Annotated in this window: 19 protein-coding genes, 1 other RNA gene, 3 pseudogenes and 1 riboswitch; of the genes and pseudogenes, 17 read left to right on the top strand and 6 right to left on the bottom strand. The window is 35.7% G+C overall.

Annotated elements, in window-relative coordinates; all coding sequences use genetic code 11:
• Window positions 1-99: 99 nt before the first annotated feature.
• The 5 genes from H0173_RS18255 to ssrA all read left to right on the top strand — a co-directional run bounded on the left by H0173_RS18255 (window position 100) and on the right by ssrA (window position 6,752).
• Window positions 100-846: an alpha/beta hydrolase gene (locus tag H0173_RS18255; RefSeq protein WP_221848025.1), complete on the top strand. Its 747-nt coding sequence runs from the start codon at window positions 100-102 to the stop codon at window positions 844-846.
• Window positions 847-879: 33 nt separating this feature from the next.
• On the top strand, window positions 880-3,222 hold the full coding sequence (gene rnr / locus H0173_RS18250) for a ribonuclease R (protein WP_221848023.1): 2,343 nt from the start codon (window positions 880-882) through the stop codon (window positions 3,220-3,222).
• 277 nt (window positions 3,223-3,499) lie between these two features.
• Entirely contained in the window at window positions 3,500-5,473 is a 1,974-nt protein-coding gene (locus tag H0173_RS18245) for a methyl-accepting chemotaxis protein (RefSeq protein WP_313770669.1), read from the top strand.
• A gap of 188 nt (window positions 5,474-5,661) precedes the next feature.
• Complete coding sequence (gene smpB / locus H0173_RS18240) at window positions 5,662-6,129, top strand: SsrA-binding protein SmpB (protein ID WP_221848021.1); 468 nt, start codon at window positions 5,662-5,664, stop codon at window positions 6,127-6,129.
• A 264-nt stretch (window positions 6,130-6,393) separates the two neighbouring features.
• Window positions 6,394-6,752: a transfer-messenger RNA gene (ssrA, locus tag H0173_RS18235) on the top strand.
• 308 nt (window positions 6,753-7,060) lie between these two features.
• Here the strand turns inward: ssrA and H0173_RS18230 are convergent.
• Window positions 7,061-8,062 carry a DUF3231 family protein gene (locus H0173_RS18230; protein WP_221848019.1) on the bottom strand — a complete coding sequence of 334 codons (1,002 nt, stop codon included), beginning with the start codon at window positions 8,060-8,062 and terminating at the stop codon, window positions 7,061-7,063.
• A gap of 903 nt (window positions 8,063-8,965) precedes the next feature.
• Here H0173_RS18230 and H0173_RS18225 point away from each other — a divergent pair.
• Window positions 8,966-9,577 (top strand): annotated as a pseudogene (locus H0173_RS18225) (DUF2785 domain-containing protein); the annotation flags it as partial.
• A 636-nt stretch (window positions 9,578-10,213) separates the two neighbouring features.
• Entirely contained in the window at window positions 10,214-10,375 is a 162-nt protein-coding gene (locus tag H0173_RS18220; RefSeq protein WP_221848017.1) for a DUF3934 family protein, read from the top strand.
• A gap of 156 nt (window positions 10,376-10,531) precedes the next feature.
• Here the strand turns inward: H0173_RS18220 and H0173_RS18215 are convergent, their stop codons facing one another.
• Together H0173_RS18215 and H0173_RS18210 are read right to left on the bottom strand one after the other, a co-directional pair.
• Complete coding sequence (locus tag H0173_RS18215; RefSeq protein WP_221848016.1) at window positions 10,532-10,972, bottom strand: YaiI/YqxD family protein; 441 nt, start codon at window positions 10,970-10,972, stop codon at window positions 10,532-10,534.
• Window positions 10,973-11,151: 179 nt separating this feature from the next.
• Entirely contained in the window at window positions 11,152-11,529 is a 378-nt protein-coding gene (locus H0173_RS18210; RefSeq protein WP_221848113.1) for an SET domain-containing protein, read from the bottom strand.
• A gap of 369 nt (window positions 11,530-11,898) precedes the next feature.
• Between H0173_RS18210 and H0173_RS18205 the strand changes: the two genes are divergently transcribed.
• Window positions 11,899-12,099 carry a cold-shock protein gene (locus H0173_RS18205; RefSeq protein WP_026574136.1) on the top strand — a complete coding sequence of 67 codons (201 nt, stop codon included), beginning with the start codon at window positions 11,899-11,901 and terminating at the stop codon, window positions 12,097-12,099.
• A 263-nt stretch (window positions 12,100-12,362) separates the two neighbouring features.
• Here the strand turns inward: H0173_RS18205 and H0173_RS22840 are convergent, their stop codons facing one another.
• A complete protein-coding gene (locus H0173_RS22840) occupies window positions 12,363-12,755 on the bottom strand; it encodes a methyl-accepting chemotaxis protein (protein WP_260631259.1) in 393 nt (130 codons plus the stop codon).
• Window positions 12,756-12,788: 33 nt separating this feature from the next.
• Window positions 12,789-13,121, bottom strand: a pseudogene (locus H0173_RS22835) (PAS domain-containing protein); the annotation flags it as partial.
• Between the two features lie 77 nt (window positions 13,122-13,198).
• Window positions 13,199-13,284: riboswitch (cyclic di-GMP riboswitch) on the bottom strand.
• 218 nt (window positions 13,285-13,502) lie between these two features.
• On the opposite strand from H0173_RS22835, the gene H0173_RS18195 reads away from it, so the two are divergent.
• Window positions 13,503-14,369 (top strand): hypothetical protein, encoded by an 867-nt coding sequence (locus H0173_RS18195; protein WP_221848012.1) that lies wholly within the window; start codon window positions 13,503-13,505, stop codon window positions 14,367-14,369.
• A gap of 380 nt (window positions 14,370-14,749) precedes the next feature.
• On the opposite strand, the pseudogene H0173_RS18190 reads toward H0173_RS18195, so the two are convergent.
• A pseudogene (locus H0173_RS18190) lies at window positions 14,750-15,378 on the bottom strand (YczE/YyaS/YitT family protein).
• 115 nt (window positions 15,379-15,493) lie between these two features.
• Here H0173_RS18190 and H0173_RS18185 point away from each other — a divergent pair.
• The 8 genes from H0173_RS18185 (at window position 15,494) to H0173_RS18150 (ending at window position 21,625) form a co-directional block, all read left to right on the top strand.
• Entirely contained in the window at window positions 15,494-15,946 is a 453-nt protein-coding gene (locus H0173_RS18185; protein ID WP_221848010.1) for a MarR family winged helix-turn-helix transcriptional regulator, read from the top strand.
• Between the two features lie 25 nt (window positions 15,947-15,971).
• Window positions 15,972-16,484: a spermidine/spermine N(1)-acetyltransferase gene (gene paiA, locus H0173_RS18180; RefSeq protein ID WP_221848008.1), complete on the top strand. Its 513-nt coding sequence runs from the start codon at window positions 15,972-15,974 to the stop codon at window positions 16,482-16,484.
• 206 nt (window positions 16,485-16,690) lie between these two features.
• Complete coding sequence (locus H0173_RS18175; RefSeq protein ID WP_221848007.1) at window positions 16,691-16,912, top strand: hypothetical protein; 222 nt, start codon at window positions 16,691-16,693, stop codon at window positions 16,910-16,912.
• Window positions 16,913-17,094: 182 nt separating this feature from the next.
• A complete protein-coding gene (locus H0173_RS18170) occupies window positions 17,095-17,466 on the top strand; it encodes a YciI family protein (RefSeq protein ID WP_221848005.1) in 372 nt (123 codons plus the stop codon).
• Window positions 17,467-17,612: 146 nt separating this feature from the next.
• Window positions 17,613-18,080 (top strand): hypothetical protein, encoded by a 468-nt coding sequence (locus tag H0173_RS18165; RefSeq protein WP_221848003.1) that lies wholly within the window; start codon window positions 17,613-17,615, stop codon window positions 18,078-18,080.
• Window positions 18,081-18,444: 364 nt separating this feature from the next.
• A complete protein-coding gene (locus H0173_RS18160) occupies window positions 18,445-19,731 on the top strand; it encodes a histidine--tRNA ligase (protein WP_313770668.1) in 1,287 nt (428 codons plus the stop codon).
• Between the two features lie 235 nt (window positions 19,732-19,966).
• Window positions 19,967-20,521 (top strand): MarR family winged helix-turn-helix transcriptional regulator, encoded by a 555-nt coding sequence (locus tag H0173_RS18155; protein WP_221848001.1) that lies wholly within the window; start codon window positions 19,967-19,969, stop codon window positions 20,519-20,521.
• 75 nt (window positions 20,522-20,596) lie between these two features.
• The gene (locus tag H0173_RS18150) at window positions 20,597-21,625 is read left to right on the top strand and encodes a serine hydrolase domain-containing protein (RefSeq protein ID WP_221848000.1); all 1,029 of its coding nucleotides are present in this window, start codon (window positions 20,597-20,599) and stop codon (window positions 21,623-21,625) included.
• Window positions 21,626-21,776 lie beyond the last annotated feature (151 nt).

The raw sequence follows: 21,776 nt of genomic DNA, 5'->3' as shown, positions 1-21,776 counted from the left end.
ATAAAAGCTTTTCATTGGATTGTTCCCGGCAGGTTTGCTAAAAATAGAAATGAAATTATTTAAACAAACGATTGATTAATAAAAAGGAGTTTTACATAGATGAAAATTGTGACACCGAAGCCATTTACATTTGGCAGTGGAAAGAGAGCTGTTTTATTACTTCATGGATTTACTGGAACAACAGCAGATGTCCGGATGCTAGGCCGTTTTCTTGAAGGAAAAGGCTATACATGCCATGCACCTCTTTATAAAGGGCATGGCGTTCCGCCGGAAGAGCTTGTCCATACTGGGCCAGATGATTGGTGGAAAAATGTTGTGGATGGCTACGAGTTTTTAAAAAATAAAGGTCATCAGGAAATTGCTGTTTGTGGTCTTTCCCTAGGCGGCGTATTTTCACTAAAATTGGGATACACTGTACCTATAAAGGGAATTGTGACAATGTGTTCGCCCATGTATATAAAAAGCGAAGAAGTGATGTATGAAGGAATTTTGCAATATGCGCGGGAATATAAAAGACTGGAAGGAAAAAGTGACGAGACGATCCAGCAGGAAATGGCAGAGTTTCAAAAAACACCAATGAAAACGTTAAAAGCTCTGCAAAACTTAATTACAGATGTGCGCAACCATGTTGATACCGTGTATTCACCGGCCTTCGTTGTCCAGGCGCGTCACGATCATATGATTAATACGGATAGTGCCAATATTATTTATAACGCGGTTGAAACTGATTTAAAGCAGATAAAATGGTACGAGGAATCTGGACACGTGATTACATTTGATAAAGAAAAAGAAATGCTCCATGAAGACATCTATCAGTTTTTAGAACAGCTCGATTGGGAAGAATAATAGAAACAAACCTCAAAAGGGAGGGAAAAGTAAATGGAAAATATTCAACAAATTATAGATAAAGTCCTCTATTATATGAAGGATGAGGCTTACAAGCCGTTAACCGTGCAGGAGATGGAGGAGGCTTTCGAAATTAAGGATTCATCTGAATTCAAGGATTTCGTCAAAGCCTTAGTGAAAATGGAAGAAAAGGGGCTAGTCGTCAGAACAAGAAGCAATCGCTACGGCCTGCCTGAAAAAATGAACCTCGTTCGCGGGAAGCTAACAGGGCATGCAAAGGGATTCGCATTTGTTATTCCTGAAGAGCCTGGCATGGATGATATTTTCATTCCGCCAACAGAAACAAATAATGCGATGCATGGTGATATTGTACTGGCTCGCGTCAGCTCAGAAACGTCAGGTCAAAGAAGAGAAGGAACGATTGTCCGCATTTTAGAGCGGGGCATTCAGCAAATTGTTGGAACGTATACGGAAAGCAAGCATTTTGGCTTTGTTATCCCAGATGACAAGAAGTTCACGAGTGATATTTTCATTCCGAAAAGTGCTTCTTTAGGTGCTGTTGAAGGACATAAGGTTGTCGTGAAGCTAACAACATATCCTGAAGGACGAAAAAGTGCAGAAGGGGAAGTTGTGCAAATTTTAGGTCATAAAAATGACCCAGGCGTTGACATCCTGTCGATCATACATAAGCATAGCCTGCCAATGGCATTTCCGGATGAAGTGATGGATCAGGCAAACCAAACACCAGAAACAATTGCAGAAAGTGACCTTGAAAATCGCCGTGATTTAAGAAACGAGACCATTGTTACGATTGATGGTGCAGATGCGAAGGATTTAGATGATGCGGTAACAGTTACGAAATTGGAAAACGGCAACTACAAGCTTGGTGTCCATATTGCTGATGTCACTCATTATGTGACAGAGGACTCTCCAATCGACAGGGAAGCGGCTGATCGTGGAACTAGTGTCTACTTAGTAGATAGAGTGATTCCGATGATTCCGCACCGTCTGTCAAATGGAATTTGCTCCTTAAATCCGAAAGTAGATCGACTGACGTTATCATGTGAAATGGAAATCACTCCAAGCGGAGAGGTCGTTTCCCATGAGATCTTCCAGAGCGTCATTAAGACAACGGAAAGAATGACGTATTCAGATGTAAATCGTATTCTAGAGGATCAGGATGAAGAGCTGCTGAAGCGTTATGAGCCGCTCATTCCAATGTTCAGGTTAATGGGTGAGCTTGCGCAAATTTTAAGGGAAAAGCGGATGAAACGCGGTGCTATTGACTTTGATTTCAAAGAAGCAAAGGTACTTGTAGAAGATGATGGAAAACCAACCGATGTTGTATTGCGTGAGCGTTCTACAGCGGAAAGGCTGATTGAAGAATTTATGCTTGCTGCTAACGAAACAGTTGCAGAGCATTTCCACTGGCTGGAAGTTCCATTTATCTATCGTATTCATGAGGATCCGAAAGAGGATAAGCTCAGAAGATTTTTCGAGTTTATTACGAACTTCGGCTATTTAGTAAGAGGGACAGCCAATTCGGTACATCCGCGTGCGCTGCAGGAGATTATTGAAGAAGTGCAAGGAAAGCCGGAGGAAATGGTTATCTCAACAGTCATGCTCCGTTCCATGCAGCAGGCGAAATACTATCCTGAAAGTTTGGGACACTTTGGGTTATCAACAGAGTTTTACACACATTTTACTTCGCCAATCCGCCGTTATCCGGACTTAATTGTGCATCGGTTAATCCGCACCTATTTAATCCAAGGGAAGCTGGATGCACCAACACGTGAAAAATGGAATGCCCTTCTTCCTGATATTGCTGAGCATTCCTCTAATATGGAGCGAAGAGCGGTTGATGCAGAGCGAGAAACCGACGAGCTGAAAAAAGCAGAATACATGGAAGATAAGATTGGCCAGGAATACGATGGCATCATTAGCTCGGTTACGAATTTTGGCATGTTTGTCGAGCTTCCAAATACGATTGAAGGCTTAATCCATGTTAGCTATATGACAGATGATTATTATCGCTATGACGAGCGCCAACTTGCGATGATTGGTGAGCGAACAGGAAACGTCTTCCGAATTGGGGATGAAATTACGGTTCGTGTAATTAAAGTCAATAAAGATGAGCGTTCCATTGATTTTGAAATTGTCGGCATGAAAGGAACTCCTCGCAGACGGGAATCGCGCGAAATGCCTAAGATTATCCGTACTGGCAGCAGTGAGCGAAAGGCGCGCAAAGGCAAGTCAGACCAAGGCCAAGGTCAAGGGAAAAATAAAAATGGGAACGGCTCAGGTAAAAGTCCCCGCAAGAAAAGAAAGTTTTATGAAAATGCGCCTAAAGCAACGAGAAAGAGTAAAAAACGTTAAGATGGCTATCGTTTCTATAGCTTATTAGAGTGCCCAAATGGGTGCTCTTTTTTTATGGTGAAATTTGTGGAAAAATGTAACAAATTGTAGAAGTGTGTTGATTACTAAAAAATTCTGATTTATAATTCGTTATTGTAAAATAATACCTCAGATGTTCCTTGTTAGAAATGATGTTTAATTATACTAAGTGAGTAAAAATCCAAATTGATTATGATTTTTTAAATGATCAATTTTTTCGACATAAATGAATAATTAAGTGTAGAAAGAGGTCCTGAGAGTGAAAAAAGGCAACAAGATGTTCAGTAATCTAAGAACCAAATTAATTTTGGCTTTTGCCACAATACTTATTATTCCTACAATTTCGATTGGTCTAATTTCGTATAGTTCAGCAAAAGATGCGGTTATACAAGCAAAATTAGACGGCTTTGCAGAAAATATAAAATTGTTAAACTCATCCATCGATAGTGCTATTCAGCCGATCGTTCATGATATGGATATAATTTCTGGAGGAGTACTTCGAGAACAGTATCAAAATGATGGCAATCCTTATTTAAGATCGCAATTATATCAGTACAAGCAATTTCATCCAGAAACTATATCAATGTATGTAGGAACTGAGGATGGGGAGCTAATAGAAGAACCAAAGTCTCCAATTCCGGAAGGCTATGATCCACGCAAAAGAGAATGGTACAATAACGCAATGGCGAATAAGGGTAAGGCAGTTATATCTGAGCCTTATATTTCCACTTCCGGTGAAATGGTTATAGCCATTTCCCAAGCGGCTAAGGATGGATCAGGGGTAGTGGGAATTGATATATCATTAGGGTATATTCAAGAATTAATGAATCAAGTAAAAATCGGGAAAAGTGGATATGCCGGACTACTCGACAAAAATCGAAAATACATTTCCCATCCAGCCTATAAACCTGGCACTGAAGTAAAGGAAGCATTTTTCGATAAAGTATATGCGCAAGATAATGGGAAATTTAAATACAATATTAGTGGAACTGATAAAATAATGTCCTTTGCAACGAACACATTAACAGGATGGAAGATAGCAGGTGCAGTTGATCTTTCTGATGTTAGTGATGCGGCTTCACCGATTTTACGAACAACTCTAGTTGTTATCATTGCTGCCTTTATTCTTGGAGCCATCGCTGTATTATTTATCATTAAATCGATTATTAAACCGATTAGAAATCTTAAGGAAAAAGCAATAACAGTAAGCAAAGGGGACTTAACAGAATTAATAGAAGTGAAGTCCAATGATGAAGTTGGACAACTTGGTCATGCATTTAATGATATGCAGATTAGCTTAAAAACAGTCATTCAGCAAATTGAACAGCATGCTGAACAGGTTGCTGCATCTTCTGAGGAACTGACAGCAAGTGCTGAGCAGACTTCAAGTGCAACAGAAGAAGTGGCATCCTCTATTCAAGAGATGGCTGGAAATGCAGAGAAACAAACTTATAGCCTAGAACAAAATGCACAATCAATAGAGGAAGTTTCTAAAGATGTAGTACATATTGCGGAATTATCTGCTGAAATTTCGGATTTAGCGAATCATACGACGAAACAAGCTGAAATAGGCGGAAAAGCTGTTGAAGATACAATGAGCCAGATGAATTCCATTTCTGAGGCTGTAAAGGAATCGAATGAAACAATTAAGTCCTTGTATGACCGATCAAAAGAAGTTAGCTCAATTTTAGATGTCATTACGGGTATTGCGGAACAAACGAATTTGCTCTCATTAAATGCAGCCATCGAAGCAGCAAGAGCAGGTGAACACGGAAAAGGATTTGCTGTTGTTGCCGGTGAGGTCCGCAGCCTTGCCGAGCAATCCAGTACCTCCGCAAAAGAAATATACAATATTGTCCAAGGAATTCAGCGGGATACTGAAAGATCAGTTCATGTAATGGCACGTGTCACAAATGATGTACAAGCGGGGGTAAAGGTGTCAAAAGAGGCAATAGAGAAATTTAATGAAATCCTCCAGAGTACAAAAGAAGTGACTCCAAGGATGGAAGAGGTTTCTGAATTCACCCAAGAAATTGCCTCAAGCATAGCGGACATTTCAGAAATTGCAAAAGAGCTTACGACGATCGCTCAAGCTAATGCAGCAACTTCTGAGGAAGTTGCGGCAACAACAGAAGAACAGTTGGCTTCGATGGAGGAAGTCTCGAATTCAGCAAAAGCACTGACGAAGATGGCAGAAGAATTGAATGAATTAATTACGAAATTTAAATACTAAATAAATATACAAACATCTAGCAGGCAGGTATGTGGCTGCTGGATGTTTGTCATTTGCCCAACCGTTGAGGATACTGAAGAATTTTGCTAAAATAGACTTTAGCTTAATTACAGTTTTTTTTCTGCCGGTTAGCCTCCTTAGCTAAACGACATTTACCGACAGTAAAAAAAGATAAAGGGGGAAATGTCATGCCAAAGGGCGCAGGGAAAATGGTGGCTCAGAATAAAAAAGCCTATCATGATTTTTCAATAGAAGAAACATACGAAGCAGGAATTGTCCTTCAAGGAACAGAAATCAAATCAATTCGTGCAGGCAAAGTGAACCTGAAGGATTCATATGCAAGAATCGAAAAGGGGGAAGTTTACCTAATCGGCATGCATATCAGCCCTTATGAACAGGGAAATCGTTATAACCATGATCCACTCCGTACAAGAAAGCTGCTTCTTAATCGCAAAGAAATCAACAAATTGATTGGTGATACAAAGGAAATCGGCTATTCACTCGTACCATTGAAAATGTATTTAAAAAATGGTTTTGCCAAGGTTTTAATTGGGCTTGCCAAAGGGAAGAAGAAATACGATAAGCGCGAAGACTTGAAGAAGAAAGAAGCTAAGCGTGAAGTTGAACGTGCTTTCCGTGATAGACAGAAGATGTAGGATTGTTTTACAAAAACTTACATTATGAAATTGCAGTATCGTGTGCTATAATAATAACTGTCACGAGGACGTGACAATACTTTAGCTCAAGCTTCCTTGAGCATTCCGGAAGTGGACAGTATGAATAATACTTCACTTCATTGGAAAAAAAGCGGCAAGAAGGTCAAGGAAACGATCAAGGAGGTACCGGAACGTACGTAGTTGGTACGTGAGGATACCGACGAGTGAGTTGACGCAGAGATTCGCCGCCGATTTTTTTACAATGGGGACGCTACGGATTCGACAGGGATAGTTCGAGCTTAGGTCGCGAGTCGAGGGGATCGGCCTCGTTAAAACGTCAAAGCCAATAACTGGCAAACAACAAAACAACTTCGCTTTAGCTGCTTAATAGCGCTTAGCGGTTCCTCCCTCCATTGCCCATGTGGTAGGGTAAGGGACTCACTTTAAGTGGGCTACGCCGGATTCCACCGTCTGAGGATGAAGGAAGAGAACAACCAGACTAGCTGACCGGACGCCTGTCGATAGGCAGAAGGATCAGCGAAGCGCGAATATATCGACTACACTCGTAGAAGCTTAAGTGCCGATATTTCTGGACGAGGGTTCGACTCCCTCCGTCTCCACCAAATACATATTTGGTGGTTTTTTATTTATTGTGTGACGTAAAGCATAAGATTTCCGTTTGGAAAGCTTATGCTTTATTTTATTTTAGGAAATTTTATGCTTTATTGGTACCACCAACTTGGGCGGAATTATAAACAAAAGCAATGTTGATTAATTGAACTTATTGTACTACCGGGCAGTTTAGTGTAAGAAGGAGTAGAAATAAAGTGTGTAAGATAAACGAACCCCTAATCAATATTTTTATAAGTAAAATAATAAAGCTCTCCTAATAGTAAGGAGAGCTTGTATTATTTTAGTAATTGCATATTGTTTATTTAGTTAATTGATTCCTATCCTGCATTTGTGGAGGCTCTTCAAGCCAACCATTTTTCGCCATGAGTTTCCCACCCTCCTGCCCATAAGTTAATATGTCTTTTGCTTCACTAATCATTTTTAATGGGAGGTCACTTCGCAAACTAAATGCTGTTCCTAAAGCATTACTTCCTAAACCAAAACTGCAAAAAAGACTGGTACAATACATCATCAGTTTATCTGAAAAAGGGGCTACCTTAGAGTCCGTTGCATTTGCCCCCCATGTTGAAGGTGGTTGAATATCACTTTGAAGAAATAATTGAGTATTGTCAGTCACAATTTTTTTCGCTAATTCTTTTCCCTTTATGAAGTATTTTTTTACTTCTGGTTCATTTGCTACTTGTGCGAAGCCCGTAATTAATTGCATTCCAATAATATTTGATTCAATTGCGTGATATAAATGTGCTACTTCAATCGTATTCAAAGCACGTTTTTCAGAAAATAAATTAAAACCACTCATATAATTCGTTCCCTCTACAAACTCCACAGACTTTGGCATAGTTACAGCAGGAGGTCGTGGTAAAACATCTTTCTCTTGCAAATAGTCCACACATTGATCGTAAACGCCTTGAGTAAATGAAGTTAAATCCTTATAAAGAAGAACGACATCTTTGCGATATGCCATATTAATATGGAGCGTATGTAATCCCATGTTTATTTCTTTGAGAAGACGAAGGAACATAATGTCAAACCTGTTATCATATAGCTTAGGAACACCAATATTAACATCTTGTTCTGTAAATCCGACAGGAATGACAGCACCTTCATTTATGAAGATGTTTTTAATATTCTCTACATAGTTAATAATTTTATGATGAGAATTTTGCATAATTTCTTTAGCTTGAGTGTCATCTGCTTGTGCTATAAAATATTCAAGCATTCTCAGGATCATTGTTTTTGATTGATAGGTCATCCATAATGTTCCTAATTCACTTGAAGTTAAAGGATGTTGTTGAGTCATAATATAAGCCTCCGTTTATTTTATAATCACTGTTGTTAAACCTTAATACACATTAAGATACCCCTTACAAAGTACCCTACCAATAAGCCTGGAATTAAAGACAAAATTGGAAGCCATACAGGCCCAAGTAATATTTCCCCTAATTTAAATGAGGGAGAATACATAAGTCCAATTGTTATAAAATATGCTCCAAATACAAATGGAAGATATGAATAGGTTTGTGTTTCTCCTTCAGCATCTTTATAAGCATCCCACATAGCAAACATATATAGACAGGGATAGGACATTAGCCATAGGTAATTTGTTGCTTCGATTGCTCCCCTAATATCTCCTTGAAAGTTATATAAAATCGCCATGTTAAAACGACTATTAACATTAATAATGAACTCTAAAAAATTAAAACTATTACTAAAATTAGTATTTCCCAAGGGAGTTAAATTATGTGATAGAGGAAGTTATGTTTATTTGATTTTTCAATTAACAGGTAGCTTTAGTAAAGAAGAAATAATTGATTTTATGATTGAGATAATATTAAGGTATTCTATTAATGGCGCCATTCATTAATATGAATGAGCGTCCTTATTATATCTGAAACAGATACTTGAAGAAGGTATTTAGGTTAATGATAAAGAATTATGTTTCTTGGGAGAGGATGTAAAATGATTAAGGCTGTCTTATTTGATTTGATGGAACTTTATTAGAGTACGGAAGTATCTGTTCTTCCTGGTGAAGTGTTTAAGCTTCCTGGACATTTCAGTGTTGGATTTGGCCTTCATCCTGATAAGTTCCCCGGTGCAATGAATTGAAGTCTAAATTTAATGCATCCAAGGCATGGGAGTAGGAATAAGTAGAGTTTCCACTGACTCATGATCTCGGAGAGGCGAATGAACGAATGATGAGAGGGATGAGAACCATTTGTTCTATAATATTGGCAGTGAAGATGATCAGTCAGTTTTTACAAGAACGTTCTCTGCCTTGCCTATCGCTTTGATTGTGCAACGCCACAGACAGAATCCATTTTTAAATCAAGCGGATATTGAGCAATTAATGCATTCTATGCTCCGTTATTATAAAGAGGAGAAGGATATGCGAGGTTACCTTACAGTAGGAGGCTGGGCTCACAGCGTGTCTCACGGTGCGGATGTTTTTGTCGAACTGGTGCAGTGCAAGGAGAGGAGCGTCGCAATGCTGCACGAGGTTCTTGTTGCTATTTCTGGCATGCTTCATAATGGTAAACATATTTTTAGCGATGAGGATGATGAGCGTTTGGTCAACATCGTGGATACGATGATTGACAAAGAGTTACTTCCGCATCAAGAAATCGCAAATTGGATTAGCGGCTTAGCTCAATGCTGCAATTTGCCGAGAAGTCGCAGTCAGGTGATTGCTCGCGTGAACAGCAAGAACTTTTTACGCAGCCTCTATTTCAGAAGGGGATAAGAGAGCCGAGGGAATTTGCTTAACAATGTCATGCTTGGTACTGAGGCAAAATTGAACAGGTTTTCTATCAGTTAATGGATTAGAGGTACTGTCCCAAAACCCTAAAAATTGGCTGAGGGATTGCCCTTTTGTATGTCAAGAAAAACAAAAAGAAACCATCCTTTGGTAAATGGAAGTACCACCCACCACGAACATAAGTAGAGGCAAGTATTCCAGATTTACAAAAATTCCGGTGAGGGTTTGAACATATAGATTACCTGACAGTAATGATTGAACTAATTAAAAACAGCAAATTAATTTGCGTTAAACTGACTTTGCTAAGCTTGGATCAAATATAATTAAATGGGGAAGGCGAACTAGTCTTATATAAATAGAAGATATTTCTTTAAGCAATATTTGCTTGTAGTTAATATACGGATAGCAAACAAAGTGACACCAGAAATATTAGTTGAAATCGCTAATTCAATTGATTATTAAACTAACGTTAGCTATTCTTCAATAAGGAGAATGGCTTTTTCTTATTGAAGTAACAGTCAGGTTAGTGAAAAAAGGGAAATTCCGTGCAGTCGATATTAGTTTAGTTTTTCTATACAATAGTATGGGTGACTGAAAAGTTGTTATTTATTGCAATATGCTTGGTTAATAACCGAGTTAAAAGACTAAAACTAACTAGATAGGGAACTCAACCTAGAATAATAATGGAGTGATTTTATGAGTAAGGCTAAAGGAAAAGGTGGAACAGGGAGAGGAACAGGCAAGAAGGGATGGAATCGTTGGCAAGCTAGTGCAAATAAAAAAAAGAGTGCAAAACCTTATGTTAGTAAAGGTACCAAAAAAACGAATGTTGAAAATGAGTCCAAGAGTAATAGTTGAAGTTTCTTACCGAAAAATAGTGAATACAATTATATTACTGCCTAACGTGTGCGAGCTCCTTTAAAGGAGTTTGCTTTTTTCTTTATCAGCAAATGGGTTAGGTTAGTTTAATATTTGTTTGTTACTAGGTTTTTCTTAAAAATGCACAGTTCTTTTTTAGTGTGAAATTGCTCTTTTAAAAAGCTCCTTAAACTTCTCTCTATCTTCTGAAGTAAATGGTTTTGGTCCCTTTGTACGCTTTCCGCTTTTTCGAGCCATGGCACTCAAATAACGTGTTTGTAATAATTGGTCAATGTTTTCATTTGTATAGCTAGAGCCATTATGGTGAAGGACCGTACACCCTTTTGCTAAACCTAGCGAAGCAAGACCATAGTCTTGTGTTACAATTAAATCGCCTTTTTTTGCTAACTTCATAATCCGATAATCAGCAGCATCTGCTCCAGAATCAACATAAATGGTTTCTACTCCTGATGGTTGTTTCGCATTCGAAAAATGAGAAAAGCTAGAAACGAGGATAACAGGAATTTGTGCATTCGTACCTTCAGAGATAATGATATCTTTTACTGGACAAGCATCTGCATCAACATAAATTTTCATCTTTACCTCTCCCCGTAAATAATTTTAAGTTCATGATAATGGCGAATTTAACCTTATTCAAACGATAAAAATCAAAAAATAGATGAACAGGAAATAGAGTTAAATTTGTAAGTACAATTGTAAGTATCATATTTATAAGTCTAATTTCCTGTCGTCAACTATTAATCATTACTTAAAATTTAGTCTTTATCGAACCATAGCGGTTCCTTATCATCAACATCTCCATTATAGTTGATCAGGATTTCTTCCCCGGCTTTTATATCAGTGTAGGCATAGAAGTCAAACGTATGATTTTGAAAGTTAATCACATAAGTGGCATTAGGCTCATACGAATGATTAAAAAGCATTCCGTATCCGAGCAAAATAGCTGTATGATTTTGTCCATACTCGAACACATAATCTGCTAGCAAAGTTTTTTCAATGAATTCATGCTCTTTATTAGGATATGGTAGGACTGGGGCTTCATGGATCAGCTCACCTTTCACTATATCAACGGTTGCAAATACGCCTCGATTAAATTCTCCATCACTTAACGTAGATGTCTTAATTTCTAATATGTTAATCACCTGCAATCTCTTTGATGTTTATTATCTTTATTATCTTAACAGTTTTTTATATCAAAGTTAATAAAAAGGATAATTGAAATTGTTGCGAGAATCTCAACGCTTTGGATTGGATAATGTAATTGTTTCCACAAAAAATGTGGTTTTGACCTGCTTTATGGGGAGTATGCTATCAAATCAGCTATAGGATGCATTTATTAATGAATCAGGTTCCTTGCAAACAAATTAAAAAAATGCTATTCTAAAAAGGAATTATTTTTGTTCGGTGTAAAGGATAGTATAAGTAAAACTTTTCGTCTTGATGATCACTGAGAGCAAGGATAGTAATACAATGTGTGTTTTGCACACGAGGAGGCAACAACAATGGAAAATGGTAAAGTAAAATGGTTTAACAGCGAAAAAGGTTTCGGATTCATCGAGCGTGAAGGTGGAGAAGACGTATTCGTTCATTTCTCAGCTATCCAAGGCGAAGGTTTCAAAACTTTAGAAGAAGGTCAAGCAGTGACTTTCGATGTTGAGCAAGGCCAACGTGGAGCTCAAGCAGCTAACGTTCGTAAAGCTTAATAATAAAACCAAGGCAGGCTCTTTATAGAGTCTGTTTTTTTTTATTTATCTTAAAAAAAGGAAACCCTACTCACGAATGAGTAGGGCACATATAAACAGTAAATCAAATGGTAAACAAAGTGTATCACATAATCACGAATTCTCCTAATTACATTTAAATAAACAATTTAAAATCCTTTTGTAGAGTATTATCTTTACCCGGAATCTAGCGTTTTGAAATGGGCTAGTTATTAAATGATCAGTTGATCAAAAGTTTTCATTCATTATTTTGCAACGTTCTCAAACTCTTCTATGATTTTATTAAATGCAGACTGGGTGTCTAATATTTTTTTTTGTAAGTCATTTGTTATTTTACTAACTCTTTCTACTTCTGTTGAAATGATTTCTACATTGGTATTTACACTTTTTATTGCATGATCGACATTACCAGCCAATATTCGTACTTCATCAGCTACCACCTTGAAACCTTTTCCATGTTCTCCTACACGGGCAGCTTCAATTGCTGCGTTTAGCGCTAGCATATTTGTTTGTGATGAAATTCTACGTATTGTTTTAGATATTTCTCTTATGAGCTCAGTTTGCTTATTAAGTGAATCAATAGCTTGTATTTTTTCTGTAGTATTTGCGACAACGATATTGACTAATTCTGCAGGCATATCTTTTAATTGAGAAATAATTTTTCTTGTATTATTTTCATGTTCTGTTATATTTGTTGCGATTTTTAGAACGGCATTCACCTTTCCCTCTTCGTTACGAACTGGAATATATATAGCTTCAAGCCAAAGGAGATTATTCTCTTTACCAACTCTTTCGATCTTTTCTTGGAATTTTACTCCCTTACCAAGATCAGCCCATAATTCTTCATACCTTTTACTATTTCTAAATTCCTGCGTGCAAAATTGCTGATGCGACATCTTTAGCATTTCATTAACAGAATAACCTAATGTCTTTGCGAAATTTTCATTTACCCATATGACTCTTCTGTTTAAGTTGAATTCTATCATTGCTAAGTTGGACTCCATCGCAGATAAAACCGATGTTTCATCTAATACTTGAGTATTTTTGTTTATATAACTCATTCGTTCTATCCCTCTCATTTAGAGGCAACCCAGCCGTCCTAATCAATTGATTTTAGACCCGTCGGCTTTGCGTCCTAGTCTTTCAACTAGTTTGCTTTTCACCTTTTTGTAAATATTGGTTATATTATAGCTTTTAAGTTATGATTTTCCAATTGTTTCTATTAAAAATGTGATAGCTGAGATTTTAGGAAGTGTGTTTCATTAACCCTTTTTGGTAGGTTTTCCCTCAAAAGAGAGATTGTGGAGTAACATTACTAAGGAATATGATACTCTAATCACATAAGTAAATAATAAATTAATTAGAGGTAAACATGGGGTGGTAGAATGAGAAAACACGGTGGGATCATAATCATTACTTTTAGTTTGATACTAGCCTTAAGCTGTGCTATCTACTATCAGGAGGATATTATTATTGCCAATCTAATGTTTTGGATGATTAGTCTTCCTCTTTTTATCAGTGGTCTAATAATCAGAACTTCAAAGTATGAATTTAAGCACCGAGGAAAACGTTGGGTATCCATCTACATATTTTTCTTTTTTATTCTTCCTCTATTAATCTATTTACAAGCAAATTATGATGATTTTAAGAGACATACATTTGTAGATGAACACTTTATTGTTTATGAACCCGCATCGGGTATTCTAGGCGATTTGTCTCTTGGTGTGTTTATAATTCTTATCGCCCTATTTGCTTGTCGATTTCTTAATCCAGAATTAAAACGAAATAGGCTATTAAATATTATGATTATTGGAACCATTATTCTTTTAATTGGATTCAATTATCTCATGTTCTCAGATTATAGAGGAATACATGAAGAAAAGGGATTAGTATCAAGTAACTGGAAGGGCGAAAAGCATATTATTCCATATGAAGAGATAGACAGTGTCTATGTGGAACCTTATGTCCATTATGCAGGTTTATCTAATACCACCGATGAGACAAGGTTTGTTTGGAAAGTGACCTTTCAACCCAGTAATCAAAAAAATAAAGTAGTTTATCATTTTCCAATGATGTTAGAGTCTAATTTAGAGCAGACTATTGAAATCAAGAGAATTGCAATGGAAAACGATATACCTTTTATTATTGAAAAAATGAGTCAAAAAACATTGAAGTGGTTTGATTTTGATTTGGAATTAGAAGGCCTAGATAAAGAACGTTATTATGAGCTTTTTCAAGTAAATAATAAATAAAATAGAACTAGTATGACTGCTTTTCAAACTTTCTAACAGGAAAGTAAAAGACTAGCATAAAGAATAGTTCAGTTTTGGGAGATATGCAGAAAACAGGAATGAGTATATTTATTCGGCTATTCAATTAGTGTAAATATCAATATTTTTACTTTCGATGTTTACGACTGACTTTTTTGGATTGTTTGGATGATAAAAAATTCAAGTTCGAAAGCAATTCTCCAGCAAGAATTCAAGGGCTAATAACAGCAACGCTGCCAACAAAAATAGGCGGGGATGCAAATGTGTTGCAGGAGTAATCCTTTAGAATTATCGGGCGCAATTCACATTAAGAATTACGCTCTTTCTTTATGTAAGGGTCTTTAAATTAAATGTACACCCCTTTAAGCAGAATGAGTCTTGTCTTTATCACCAGCAGTTATTCTATTAGTCTTAATAAATTTAGTAACCAATGGCATAAAGAAATTTAGAATTGGTCCGCCCGTACAAACGGTAAAGATAGTCCCAATACCAATGGGTCCATTAAATAAGAAAGCCATTGCCAGGAAAAGTAAATAAATCAACGTTTTAGAGAACATAATGCTTATTCCAGTTAATTCTCGAATTATTAGCATTAAATGGTCAACAGGAATTGGTGCAAAATTGGCATGTAAATAGATGGCAGTTCCTAACCCTATGATGATCAATCCTATCCCTAAGAAAATAAATTTAGTGAAAAAATGTTCAGGTTCTATCAAATCATTAACTAAATAAAGCCACAAATCAATACCAATCCCCGTTATAAATGCTGTTAGCAACCCCAAAACTTCTGGTCTTTGTCTTTTTAACATAGAATTACAACCTATTAATATGAAGCTATTATGATTTCCCAGCTTCCTACAGTAAGCCCCACATTTTTAGACAGTCCTACTAAAAGTGCATCAAAAGGGGAAGTTCCAAGGTCTGATTGTATTGTGAATGAAATACCAAAGGTTAATATTAAAATTCCTAATACATAGGTAGCATATTTCACTTTAATCGACCTCATAAACGTAAATTTTTGTTGTAAATACAACAAAGTTAGGTTAAATTAAATATATATTGTTTTTATTGCATTTGCAACAAAATAATGTTTTAAGGAGTTAATTATGAAGGAAATTCTTCGAGAAATTGGAATGATAGCAAGGGCATTAGATTCAATAAGTAATATTGAATTTAAGGAATATGACTTGACAAAAGGGCAGTATTTGTACCTTGTAAGAATATGTGAAAACCCTGGAATCATTCAAGAAAAGTTGGCTGAAATGATAAAGGTAGATCGAACAACAGCAGCCCGTGCTATAAAAAAACTTGAAATGAATGGCTTTATTGAAAAAAGAGATGATCCACACAATCAAAAAATTAAAAAGCTCTTTCCAATAGAGAAGGGAAAAAATGTTTATCCTTTCATTAGAAGAGAAAATGATTATTCCAATAAAGTTGCCTTAGCTGGATTTTCCGATGAGGAAATGGAAACCATTTTTCATCTTCTTCAAAGAGTGAGAAAAAATATAGAAATAGACTGGGACTTTGTCAAAAAGGGAAACAAGAGAAACTATTGATTATATAAAGGAGCGCTATTTAAAAATGAAAATAAAAAAGTGTACGGTTGAAGATTTACAACTACTTCAAGAAATTAGCTGTGAAACATTTTATGAGACGTTTAAGGATCAGAATTCGCCCGAAAATATGAATACTTATTTAGAGAACGCGTTTAACTTAAAACAATTAGAAAAAGAATTATCCAATATTTCTTCTGGATTCTTTTTTGTCTTTTTTAATAATGAAGTCGCCGGATATTTAAAGGTCAACACAGAGGATGCCCAGTCTGAAGATATGGGTGATGAGGCACTTGAAATTGAGAGAATTTATATAAAGCATAAATTTCAAAAACACGGGCTTGGTAAGTATCTGTTTAATAAAGCTATGGAAATGGCGATGGAACGTAATAAAAAGAAAATCTGGTTAGGCGTATGGGAAAAAAATGAAAATGCGATTGGCTTTTATAAAAAGTTGGGGTTTGTTCAAACTGGAGCCCACTCTTTTTATATGGGCGATGAAGAACAAGTAGACTTTATAATGACTAAGTTACTCAATTAATTTTTTTGATGTGGATTATTATGTAGATCAAAAATGAAGTGGGCTCTTTTTATGTTTCAGGGCCAAATTGTAGTAAAGGTATCAATTATATGGAATTTTCATTGAAACTTTTTTTGGAATTTTCCGTATTAACAAATGTAAATATGTTACCAAAGAAATTAAGTGAAATAGCATTAAAATGTTAGTGGATCAAGGGAGGAAATCAATTGGATCGTAATAAGAAAGAAAAATTAACGATTTGGATTATCATTGTAATGATAGTCACTCTTGTAGGTTCTTTCGTATTATTTTTCTTAGGGAAATATACTCTTAGTTTTGCGGTTGGTGGAGTTTTTATGATTATAGCTTCCTTTTTAGGACAGTGGTCCTCCAACAAAAATAGAGATTATGTACACAGAAATATACATAAAAGCAATAATAAGTGGTAAATGCGTTTGGATATTATTCCAAGCGTTTTTTTTCGGGCGCAATTCAGCAAGTATTATGGATGGATTGAAATTGGGGCAGACATCCTCTATGCAGAAAATCTTGAGGATACCGGTTCAATGTATTTATAATTAGTTCAATTAGGGGATTTGATTTGCCTCTAAAAAAGAAGGGGGAAATTATTATGCTATTCATGATCATTGTCAAAGCCTCGAAGAATGCGGAAGCCGGAAATCTTCCAAGCCTGGAGCTTAGGGAAGCCATGACGAAGTACAATGAGGAATTAGAGAAGGCAGGCGTGCGAATTATGGCTAAAGGACTTCATCCAAGTTCAAATGGGATTCGCCTTTCGTACCCGAAACAAGGGGAAAAGCCGGTGGTCACGGATGGCCCATTTACGGAAACGAATGAATTGATTGCCGGGTTCATTCTAATTGATGTGAAGTCGAGGGAAGAAGCCATCGAGTGGGCCATGCGGATGCCGGATCCACAAGGACATGGTGAAGGTCAAATTGAGCTGCGGCAAGTATTTGAGTTTCCTGAACAAACTAATTAACAGTAATGACATTATTTAAGTCAAATTTGCTAACGGGCGCTATCCTTGAAAATTAAGGATAAGCGCTCATTATCATTATTGGGCCAGTGTGGCTGAATATTTGTAAGGATGAATAGAAAAGCTATGTTAAAAAGAGGAATTATGTGATGATTGGGCTTATTTTTGCAGTTATCCTTTTTAACCTAATAGCATTTGTGACAAATAAACTTTTGAATAAGAATCAACTGGTACATATTTGGACATTTACTGTAGCCTTACAAGTAATAACGGATACATATATTGATGGAAAGTATCATGGCTATTGGTACTTTGAAAAGGAAATTGATCTCAAGTCGATTCCTGCATTAATCTTATTAATTCCCCCTGTGAATATAATCTTTTTAAATTGGTATCCTTTTGAACGATCCCTTTATAAGCGCATTCTTTATATGTTCTATTGGGTAATCGCGATTACCCTTTATGAAGCCGTCACAATGTTACCAGAACCATGGGGGTACTTTAACCACGGCTGGTGGAAATTGTGGTATTCCGCAGTCGTCAATCCTTTTTTGCTGCTTATTATCTTATTTTATTATAAATGGATCTGTAAAATTGAATATTCAATTCCAAAGTGAGGGTTCCAAGAATGATTACTGATCCTCAACTAAAGGGCGCCTATCCGAAAAATAAGGACTAGTGTTCTTTTTTCACGAGAGAACCAAATTGGTGAATACTTCAATTCGGAAGAACTGGATTATTATATTGAAAATTGCTTTACCGTATAGTATATTAATGGAAATTAGAGGTGGGTAGAATGCGTCCTTTTGAAATTATTATTTCGTTCTCACAATTACATCATCACATCATGTAGCCTTGCTATTCGATTTTAAAAATCGTCAATTAGGAAGGCTATTTATCATGAAACCGTATTTGATTAAGTTCAACACTTTAATCAGGTGCGGTTTTTTTATGTATAAAAAAAATTGGAGGTAAAGGTATATGAAGAAAATGGATTATCAAAACGTGAAGGGTACACAAGATTATTTACCAAATGAAGAAATAGTTCGAAGAAATATTAGAAGAACTTTAGAAGATGTTTTTATCCAATACGGGTATAACCCCTTGGAAACCCCTATTTTAAATTACACTGAATTGCTTGCTTCAAAATATGGAGGAGGTGCTGAAATTTTAGAAGAAATGTACACATTAACGGATAGAGGTGAAAGGGATCTAGCTTTACGATATGACCTTACTATTCCTTTTGCAAAAGTTGTTGCTATGAATCCAACATTGAGAATGCCGTTTAAGAGATATGAAATCGGTAAAGTATTCAGAGATGGTCCAATCAAGGCAGGACGTTTTCGTGAATTTACTCAATGCGATGTGGATATTGCGGGAGTGAAATCACAAATTGCTGAAGCAGAATTAATGATGATGGCATTAGATATATTCCGTAAACTTGGATTAAAGGTAATGATTCAATATAACAATCGGAAATTATTAATGGGTATGTTAGAAGTGTTTAATACAGAGGATGACAAAATAAATAAAGTTGTTTTAATTCTCGATAAACTTGAAAAAGTAGGATTAGAAGCGGTAACATCGGAGCTGAATGAACAAGGTCTTTCAGCTTCCAGTATCCAATCCATTAAACAGTTTTTGAACGATAAAAATAATAACAATTATAGTTATTTTGAGCCTTTTGCAAAACAAAATAAACAAGTCCAACAAGGATTGGAAGAATTGAAAGAACTGGAAACTTATTTAGCTTTCCTAGGTGTGAATGGCCAATGTGTATTTAATCCATTCTTAGCAAGAGGGCTAGAGATTTATACTGGCACTATTTATGAAGTTTTTTTAACAGACAAAATCATCAAGTCAAGCATTGGCAGTGGTGGAAGATACGACAATGCAATTGGTGGACTCATGGGTACAAATGAGAAATTCTCGACAGTGGGGATATCATTTGGTTTAGATGTCATTTATACTGCTATACAATTATCGAAGGGTAACACACTAGAAAAATCGAATGTCGATTTTTACATTATACCAATTAATACTCAAAAGGAATCATTATTAGCAGCATGTTATTTAAGAGAACAAGGGTATACGGTGGAATTGGAAATGGGGAACAAGAAGTTAGGTAAAGCCTTAGATAAAGCAAATAAAGAGAAAGTACGTAACGTTATCATAATTGGAGAGGAAGAAGTAAGAAATAATCAATTAAAAATTAAAGATATGTTAACTGGCGATGAAAAAATTGAAGGTTTTCTATTTAAGAAGTAATTTTTCTGCTGAAAAATAACGTTTAGTTATAGCGAAATTGAATGATTTTAAGTTCATTTCCATAGCTTGATTATTAAATGTAAAGGAGTAATTCTGCAGCAGGAATTACTTCTTAATTTATTTTTAAGGGACAAATGAACCGTTTTTTTACGAAAAAAATAGACAGTATATTGACTAAAATCCAAAATATGATAATCTTATTTAGACAGTATAATGTCTAAAGTGGAGGGCAGAAATGGATATCTATAGAGAGCTTTTTTTAATGCAGCAAACTTACGCCACTTTATTTTCACTTGCAAATAAAATTCAGGTAAAAGGTGATAAATTCCTTGAACCATTAACATCAAGACAGTACATGGCAATGGTGGCAATTGCGCACTTACCTGAAGATGAAACGACGTTAAATAATATTGCTAGAAAATTAGGTATTACAAAACAGAGTGTAAAACAGATCATAACAATTTTAGAAAATAAGGAATACGTTAACGTAGTTCCTAGTAAGAAAGATAAACGTGCCATTAATGTGAAAATTACTGATATCGGAAAAAAGGTAATGCTTGTTGTTACAGAAAAGGGGATCTTCCTTTTAGAAGATCTGTTTAAAAAGTTATCAACTAAAGAATTAGAAATAATGTGGGATCTTCTAAAGAAACTTTATAGTTTCGACGGTGAAGAACAAGATGGATTTGAAGAAGAAGGTAACTTAAAAATGGATGAGGATACAAGTGAAATAGAATTGAGAGTAATGAAGGAGTTTGAGAGACGAAGAACTCAAGCCATTAATAAATGAAATCGGATAGTCTAATAAAATATATGTCAATCCTTTGAAATATTTTTAATTGAAGGATAAGGGAGAGCAAACATTATGTTTGAAATCAGCGATGAAACATTACAATTAATTAAAAATGCCTGTAGAGGAAAAAAACATTTAAAATTAACTGTTGGCTATTTAATAGACAATAATTCTGTCATAAAAATTTATAATGAAAATGGTGAACTCCATTCATCCCAAACATATCATTATGAAATTGGGTCTATTACAAAGACTTTTACCTCATCTTTGCTATCAAAATATGTATCCGAAAACAAGGTCTCATTAAACGATTCCATACAAAAATATGTAGAAGGACTTAAGAAAGATGAGTATTACCCCACATTACTCCGTCTTGCTACTCATTCTTCCGGATATTCTCAAACATTGCCGTTGAATAATAGGGAATATTTAAGCATCATTTTAGGCTTGATGATAGGCGGTGGTGATTTAAGTAAAACTAATCCGTTACAAATGGACTTAAACAAAATGAAAATGCTGATTGAAAAAAGTAAAGTGAAAGATAAGGATTACTCATGGAAATATTCAAATTTCGGTATGTCCCTTATTGGAGATGTATTAGGTAGTGTTTCAGGCAGGGGATATTGGGATACGATGAATGAGTTTCTGCAAAATGAATTGGGATTAAAAGATACCTATTTAGGAACATCAAATAATAATTTACCTGGCTATGACAGAAAAAATAATGATTGCGGAAATTGGAAATGGGACAAAGACAATCTTTTATCACCCGCAGGGGCAATCAGTTCAACTGCTGATGATTTACTAAAATATGCAAAAATAAATATGGACGAAGATAAACCATATTTGTCTCTTTGTCATAAAAAACATGGAAATGGAGATAAAAAGCATGATATGGGTCTTGGATGGCAGCTTTTAAAGAAAAACAATCATGTTATTTTTCATGGCGGTGGAACAGGGTGCTTTAGTTCATTTTTAGGGATTGATAAAGAAAAGAAAGTTGCCTCCGTAGTTCTGGCCAATTATAGATTAGGTGGAAATGCTGATGAAAAAATAGGAATGTCCTTATTAGAAAGTCTACAGAGATCAAAAGATATATAAGAATTGTCTGTAGTGGTGAGTTTGTTAAAGATAGATAGTAAAATAAAGAAGTTAAAGAAAAATGATACCTCGAGGGCAGTAAAAACTAACTGAGTTTAATAGAGGATAATTAAAAGCCATTTTCCTATGAAGATGGCTTTACTTGAGTAGT

The organism is Bacillus sp. S/N-304-OC-R1, assembly GCF_019749375.1.
In the GTDB taxonomy this organism is placed as follows: domain Bacteria; phylum Bacillota; class Bacilli; order Bacillales; family Cytobacillaceae; genus Cytobacillus.
Note: the sequence above shows the minus strand (reverse complement) of the source record. Positions and strands in the feature narration are given on the sequence as shown.

Bases quoted from the DNA above. Each gene is read 5' to 3' on its own strand.
- H0173_RS18255 (WP_221848025.1), top strand. From the start codon at position 100: ATGAAAATTGTGACACCGAAGCCATTTACATTTGGCAGTGGAAAGAGA.
- rnr (WP_221848023.1), top strand. From the start codon at position 880: ATGGAAAATATTCAACAAATTATAGATAAAGTCCTCTATTATATGAAG.
- smpB (WP_221848021.1), top strand. From the start codon at position 5,662: ATGCCAAAGGGCGCAGGGAAAATGGTGGCTCAGAATAAAAAAGCCTAT.
- H0173_RS18230 (WP_221848019.1), bottom strand. From the start codon at position 8,062: ATGACTCAACAACATCCTTTAACTTCAAGTGAATTAGGAACATTATGG.
- H0173_RS18220 (WP_221848017.1), top strand. From the start codon at position 10,214: ATGAGTAAGGCTAAAGGAAAAGGTGGAACAGGGAGAGGAACAGGCAAG.
- H0173_RS18215 (WP_221848016.1), bottom strand. From the start codon at position 10,972: ATGAAAATTTATGTTGATGCAGATGCTTGTCCAGTAAAAGATATCATT.
- H0173_RS18205 (WP_026574136.1), top strand. From the start codon at position 11,899: ATGGAAAATGGTAAAGTAAAATGGTTTAACAGCGAAAAAGGTTTCGGA.
- H0173_RS22840 (WP_260631259.1), bottom strand. From the start codon at position 12,755: ATGCCTGCAGAATTAGTCAATATCGTTGTCGCAAATACTACAGAAAAA.
- H0173_RS18195 (WP_221848012.1), top strand. From the start codon at position 13,503: ATGAGAAAACACGGTGGGATCATAATCATTACTTTTAGTTTGATACTA.
- H0173_RS18185 (WP_221848010.1), top strand. From the start codon at position 15,494: ATGAAGGAAATTCTTCGAGAAATTGGAATGATAGCAAGGGCATTAGAT.
- paiA (WP_221848008.1), top strand. From the start codon at position 15,972: ATGAAAATAAAAAAGTGTACGGTTGAAGATTTACAACTACTTCAAGAA.
- H0173_RS18170 (WP_221848005.1), top strand. From the start codon at position 17,095: ATGCTATTCATGATCATTGTCAAAGCCTCGAAGAATGCGGAAGCCGGA.
- H0173_RS18165 (WP_221848003.1), top strand. From the start codon at position 17,613: ATGATTGGGCTTATTTTTGCAGTTATCCTTTTTAACCTAATAGCATTT.
- H0173_RS18160 (WP_313770668.1), top strand. From the start codon at position 18,445: ATGAAGAAAATGGATTATCAAAACGTGAAGGGTACACAAGATTATTTA.
- H0173_RS18155 (WP_221848001.1), top strand. From the start codon at position 19,967: ATGGATATCTATAGAGAGCTTTTTTTAATGCAGCAAACTTACGCCACT.
- H0173_RS18150 (WP_221848000.1), top strand. From the start codon at position 20,597: ATGTTTGAAATCAGCGATGAAACATTACAATTAATTAAAAATGCCTGT.